2 protein-coding genes are annotated in these 951 nt (G+C 59.1%); both read left to right on the plus strand.

Annotated features, from left to right (window positions below; translation table 11 throughout):
• Positions 1-312, plus strand: a 312-nt coding sequence (locus NW837_RS14395; protein ID WP_414332269.1) for an oligopeptide/dipeptide ABC transporter ATP-binding protein, incomplete at its 5' end; no start/stop codon positions are given.
• A partial coding sequence (locus NW837_RS14400) for an ABC transporter ATP-binding protein (RefSeq protein WP_414332270.1) occupies positions 299-951 on the plus strand: 653 nt, incomplete at its 3' end. The genes NW837_RS14395 and NW837_RS14400, both read left to right, overlap by 14 nt.

Raw genomic sequence — 951 nt, forward strand, 5'->3', positions numbered from 1 at the left:
GATATTCAGGCGGCGTTGTCGGTGGCAGATCGAGTGGCAGTCTTCTATGCGGGCACTACAGTCGAGTTGGCCTCGGCTCAGGATTTCGAAAGGGGAAACTTGCGCCACCCCTACACTCAAGCTCTGTGGCGATCCCTGCCCCAAAATGAGTTTGCTCCCCTGCCGGGCAACCAGCCTGACCCTGAGGCACTGCCTGCGGGTTGTTTGTTTGGGGATCGCTGCCCCTGGGCAAGTGAAATCTGTCGAGCTGAGCATCCGCCTCTGCGGGCGGTTGGAGGAGGGTGGGTGAGGTGTATCCATGCTCAAGGGTGAGCATCTCTGGTTTCGCTATGGACGGCATCTGCCTTGGGTGGTGCAAGATCAGACCCTTCAAGTAGAACTTGGGGAAGTCGTAGGGCTGATGGCTCCCTCTGGTTTTGGCAAAACTACTCTGGCCAAGTTGCTGGCGGGCTACCTTACCCCCAGCCAAGGTCGGGTGAGTGTGACAGGGCAGCCTTTGCCTCGGCGAGGGTACTGCCCAGTGCAGCTTGTCTTTCAACATCCAGAGCAGGCCGTTAACCCCCACTGGCGCATAGCTCAGGTCTTGCGGGAAGGGCCTCCTCCCCAGCCAGAGGTTCTCCACACCTTAGGCATTTCCCCCAGTTGGCTCAACCGCTATCCCCATGAGCTAAGCGGGGGAGAATTGCAGCGGGTTGTCATCGCCCGGGTTCTCAACCCACAAACTCGCTATTTGATTGCAGATGAGATGACAGCCATGCTCGACGCCAATACCCAAGCCCTGATCTGGCAAGCTGTCTTGGCCTATGGGCGGGCACATCAGATGGGGCTTTTGGTCATCAGTCATGATCGCTTTCTCCTGGAACGGCTCTGCAGCCGCTACGTCATCATGACCAGCCATGACCCCTATCTGGTGGAGCGGGCCGGCCACCGGGTGGTGCGCATGGAGGGAGG

This window comes from Synechococcus sp. R6-10, assembly GCF_047461815.1.
Taxonomy (GTDB): domain Bacteria; phylum Cyanobacteriota; class Cyanobacteriia; order Thermostichales; family Thermostichaceae; genus Thermostichus.